This is a genomic window from Clostridium sp. BL-8 (assembly GCF_002006495.1).
Lineage (GTDB): Bacteria > Bacillota > Clostridia > Clostridiales > Clostridiaceae > Clostridium.
The window spans coordinates 1-5268 of record NZ_LZZL01000168.1 but is presented as its reverse complement, the minus strand read 5'-3'; the positions used below and the strand labels follow the sequence as shown (position 1 = coordinate 5268).

Sequence of the window (5268 nt, the reverse complement as noted above, 5' to 3'; positions counted from 1 at the left end):
TGATGAGTATTTGAGTTTATAACTAAATCATCAATTACTATTTCATCATTTTTAGGAAGTGTAAAGGTCTTAAGATATCTTCTAAGTTGAGCTTTTACTCTTACTACAAGTTCTAAAGGATTAAATGGCTTGGCTATATAATCATCAGCACCAGTAATTATACCTAAAATTTTATCGTTATCTTCTCTCTTTGCTGACAGCATTATAATAGGAACATCTAAGTATTCCCTTATGTTTTCACAAACTTGTATCCCATCAATATTTGGTAGCATAACGTCAAGAACAATAAGGTGAATTGTATCTTTCTTTACTATTTCTAATGCTCGCAGTCCGTCTTCTGCTGTAATTACATTATATCCTTCATTTTTTAAATAGATTTCTATAAGTTCCCTGATTTCCTTTTCGTCATCAACTACCAATATAGTGGTTTTTAGCACTTAGAATTCCTCCTTTAGTCCCTAAATTAAAATAGCAAATCAATTTTATAGCTTAAATTATAAATATTGACTTGCTATCTTTTTGACTATATCTAATATTGTGAATATATAATTATTGGAATTATCATTAAGGTTGATATAATGCTATCTCTTACCTTAAGTTTGTCCTTTCTTATTACCAAAAGTGTTATACCTTCATATATAAAAATCACTGCAATAAAAATTATTATAGGATTTAAAGTTTTATTTCCTATTACAATAATACTACTAACTGCTACAGCCATAAACCCTATTAATACATAAAGCGCTAGTTTAAAAAATTTCTTAATAGCAGCTATAACAATGCTCTTTTTACTTTTAAATGAAGCTTTCATAGCAAATAAATAATAAGTTATGAAAAAAATTACAAACCACATTATAGTTCTTGATATTAAATGTTTAAAGTTAGCTATAAATATAGTAGAAAAACTCTTTTCAAATTTACTTTCATTCATAGTACTTGTTATTTTTTCAATCTGCTCTTTGTTAGTATTATTTGTTAATATTTCTATGGCTTTACCGCTTACCCCTTCAATATGTGAGAATTCCTCAGTACTCTTAAATCCATTATTTTTATCTCTATATGCAATTATCCCCTCTGTATCACTTTTACTTATACCCTTTAGTCTAAGTAAGTCCTCTTTTTCGCAGGTATTTATATTAAATATATAATACGGAAACTTAAGACCTCTAAATTGATCAAAGATAATATTGCTATGTTCCCCTTCACTAATACACCATATTTCTGGAGCACATTCTTCAGTAAAATCATGACCTGTGCTATCCTTAAATATCTGTAATATTCGCTCTTTTTCCTGAGGATATTCCCTTATATATCCATTAACAAATTCTATCAATTGAGGTTTACTATCCTTATTTAAATACTTATTAAAAACATTAAAGACCTTAGAGTACCTTTCATTTAATTCTCCAGTATCAGTTGTTATAAGTTTAATAAAGAAATTAGAAACAACTATTTCAGTAGATAAACTCTGCTCCAAGCTTTTCATCTTTGTCTTATCTTGATAAAGTCCCATATTTCTATATAAAATTGATTTCTCAGGATCCATAAAATCATAACTTAAATTTTTGTATTTACAATCCCCATTTAATCCAAGTTCATGCCTCTTTAAATTTTCATACTTTTGTTGCCAAAATTGAGATACTTCTCTATAATAATCCAATCTTAAAGGCAATGTGAAATCTCTAGATGCACTATTTACTATAGACTTAGTACTATTTTTTATCCCTTCTATCTCTTTATAAATTCCATTTTTAATTTCATTATTTTCTTCATACATTCTTGAAATAACTTCAAAATGTTCTCCAAACCCTTCACAAAAAGCAGTGCTATATTCTGTTTGTATATTAGAATAATGCATATCTACTACATTTTGATTTATCTCCCCATTATTAGATGTAGTAATTTTCTGTATAACATGTCCCATTTCATGAGGTAAAATTTGTGTTATTGATTCAAGGGCATTATAATTTTTCAATTGCCCAGTAGAAAGTTCAATATAAGGTGATTTTGTCTTATCATAAAGCTGTCCATCCTTTTTTAGATAAAAACCAATATTGCCATAGCATCCAGAGTTTTCTCTAAAGGCAAAATATATATCTTTACTATCTAAATTAGAATATTGCAGAGCTTTTCCATAAAGTTCAACTGATTTCTTTATAAAAGATTTATTATAAATATCCATAAATAATTTATCATCATCCATAAGTTCATACACAGGAAATCCGTCCTTAGTTTCATCTGTTCCTTTAAGTACTATTATATTTTGTGTTTCTGTTGTCATTTCTTTTGCACATGCATTTTCTGTTATTGCAAAAGACATTATGCATAAAGCAAAAATTAGTATAAAAACATACTTCTTCATGATTCGCTCCTTTGATTTTATTGATATAGAGTATGAAATCTCAACTTAATTCTTCCCCGATTTTCTTTATTAAAGTTGTATTTCCTGGCTTAATTGTAAAATATATATATCAGAAAAATATGGAGCAAATCTGAAGAATTTCTGAAGAAAAATTATTACAGTAATTATAAATATCAAACTCTTTTATAAATTTCCGTAAACTAAAACAACCCACGACAATACAAAATAAATATTGTCGTGGGTTTCATGTGTTTTGAAAGTACATTGATACAAATATGAATTAACATGGATTTTGCGTAAAGATACCCACTTAAAGTAAGTGGCGTGTTTGTAATATTATTTAAATACTCCATTATATTTGTTAAACCTCATCTGATATTTAATCAGAAAATACTCCTATTCAAGTGCGATTAAAGTGCTTGAGTCTTACCATGCTAAATTATGTTTCTTCATCTCATGATCGATGATCAATCTGAATCTATCTCTCCGGGAAAAATGTCAAGCAAAGCTGTTCCAAAAACGATTCTGGTGAATGACCACGTACATCCCTTTGGAATATATATGAGTCAACTTTTAATAAGGCATATACCAACATATCCGCCCTAAAGACATTGCTTTGTTCGTCCTGTTCACTTGCAGTCATCTCGCTTAATAATTTGACGACTATTTCGTGCATTTTGTTGTATAGCGGAGTTCGCGTTATAGAATTAGATCTATTGTTGATTGAGCTACTATCAATTTCTGTCAACAGTTGGTGATTTTTATCACCAAAACAAATAAATAATCTGAGAACCTCCTTCAATCGCTGATCAGGCGCATCGGTATGGTGTTGTATCAAATATTTATCAATATCTTCAAAAAACTTAACAAAATTGTCTTTTTTTAAATCTAAACATAACTCACTTTTATTTTTGTAGCGACGATAAAGGGTCCCCGGACCAATTTGTGCTTCAATAGCAATTTGATTCATACTAACCTCTTTAACACCATATTGCTCAAAAAGTTTCTGTGCCGACTCCAATATTCGCTTACGATTTTCCGCAGCATCGCGGCGTTCAGTCCTGGTGTTGATGTCTTCTGCGCTTTTCACTCTATCACCTCCTGCTGGAAAATTTCTTAATGGCTATTGACAAGAGGAGACATCTCCGGTTATTATTAATAGGAGAGCTCTCCGGTTACTGCCAAAAAGATATTTTTATTATAACACAATTTAAAGAAGTAGATAGATTTACAAATGAATAGAACCATGTAAACTATTTCATAATACTTAATGTAACTATAAACGGATTTATTGTTCTGCTTATACTAAATAGAAATGCTTACTATGACTTGTTCTGTTAAGAGCCAGTTGGTACAAATGTTGATAATAAAAGAGGAGGTTTCATATGAAAGCAGCAGTTATTAATAATTTAGGAGATATTCCAAGATACGAAGATTTCCCTGATCCTGTTTTAAATGATGGTGACGTTACTGTTAAGGTAGAGGCTGTAATATTGGATTTTGCAGTCAAAGCCCTTTCAGCAGGCGCTCACTTTGCAAGCAAACAATTCTATCCAAATTTACCGGCCATTGTTGGTCATGGCGGTATAGGTTCTCTAGAAGATGGGACACTTGTGAGTTTTCGAGGCATAAAGTCTCCATATGGTTCTATGGCGGAAAAGGTAGTAATACCAAAGGCTTATGCAACTCCAATTCCACAAGGCGTAACTGCAGAACAGGCAGCAGTTATTCCATCTGCAGCACTAAGTTCTCTCGGACCTCTTAGATATGTCGCAAAGCTTCAACCTGGTGAAACTGTACTGATTAACGGTGCTACCAGTGTTTCGGGTATGCTTGCCGTACAAATTGCAAAGTATCTTGGAGCAGGAAGGGTTATCGGAACAGGAAGAAATCCGGTATCAGGAGAAAAGCTTAAAGAGTTAGGGGCGGATGCCTTTATTAACCTTAACCAGCCGGATGAGAAAGTAGTGGAAGACTTAAAAAAAGAAGCCGGAACCGGCTACGATGTTATACTTGATTATCTATGGGGCCACCCTGCAGAAGTTATAATAGACTCCTTTACTCCAAATGCGCTCGGTGGACCAAGTAAAAGAACTCGTTTCGTTCTCATCGGAGGATTAGCAGGATGGACCGCACAACTCCCAGGTCAAAGCTTAATAACCTCAGGCCTTGAGATTTATGGAATGATAGGTGCACAGACCCCACCTGAGGCTTTTGTTGAGGGTGCCGAGCTTATATGGGATATGATAAAACAAGGTAAATTAAGCATGGACATTGTGAAGTATCCGCTTAAAGACATTGAAAAAGTTTGGAACATGGAGGAACATGGAAAAAGGATAGTTATTGTCCCATAGAGTAATTCTTATTTTTATTGTTGTATATTATACTTTGGTGTAGCTTCTAATATATAAATTTTATTAACATACAAAAAATAAAAAGGTAGATTAATTATTTTCACCTAATCTACCTTTTATTATCCAGTATCTTGTTTAATTTAGCAATTAAAACTATAACATATCTTGAATCAATCTTCCATTAAATAATAGCAACACTAAATAGTCCAATAAAATCCAACCTCTAGATTTTTCATATACTTCATAAGGTTAACTTATTTGTATATATCCATAATTTCCATTAAGTATTTTTTAAAATTTTCTCTAACACTTGTGGGTTCAATGACTTCACATTTACTGCCAAACCTAAGGAATACATTATATCCTTCTTCACTATCTACAATTGGATATTTAGCAATATAATTATCTTCATCTTGTGCGATGATATTCTCCTCCCCAAATCGCTCTATAATTCTATCTTTTAAAGATTTATCTATTTTAATAATTACCGGCACTAATTCTTTTGTTATCCAATCTGTGCCATCCATAGATAATGGTACAAAATCTTTTGGT

The 5268-nt window shown here is 31.5% G+C and carries 5 protein-coding genes; 1 reads left to right on the top strand and 4 read right to left on the bottom strand.

Annotated features, from left to right (window positions below):
• The 3 genes from CLOBL_RS26755 to CLOBL_RS26745 form a co-directional block, all read right to left on the bottom strand.
• The coding region (locus tag CLOBL_RS26755; protein WP_143323968.1) for a response regulator transcription factor at positions 1 to 437 on the bottom strand (437 nt) is incomplete at its 3' end.
• A 92-nt stretch (positions 438 to 529) separates the two neighbouring features.
• Positions 530 to 2362 carry a helix-hairpin-helix domain-containing protein gene (locus tag CLOBL_RS26750; protein ID WP_077861778.1) on the bottom strand — a complete coding sequence of 611 codons (1833 nt, stop codon included), beginning with the start codon at positions 2360 to 2362 and terminating at the stop codon, positions 530 to 532.
• Between the two features lie 478 nt (positions 2363 to 2840).
• Positions 2841 to 3452 (bottom strand): TetR/AcrR family transcriptional regulator, encoded by a 612-nt coding sequence (locus CLOBL_RS26745; RefSeq protein ID WP_077861777.1) that lies wholly within the window; start codon positions 3450 to 3452, stop codon positions 2841 to 2843.
• 295 nt (positions 3453 to 3747) lie between these two features.
• Between CLOBL_RS26745 and CLOBL_RS26740 the strand changes: the two genes are divergently transcribed.
• Complete coding sequence (locus CLOBL_RS26740; protein ID WP_077861776.1) at positions 3748 to 4716, top strand: zinc-binding alcohol dehydrogenase family protein; 969 nt, start codon at positions 3748 to 3750, stop codon at positions 4714 to 4716.
• Between the two features lie 254 nt (positions 4717 to 4970).
• On the opposite strand, the gene CLOBL_RS26735 is transcribed toward CLOBL_RS26740, so the two are convergent.
• The coding region (locus CLOBL_RS26735; protein WP_143323967.1) for a WYL domain-containing protein at positions 4971 to 5268 on the bottom strand (298 nt) is incomplete at its 5' end.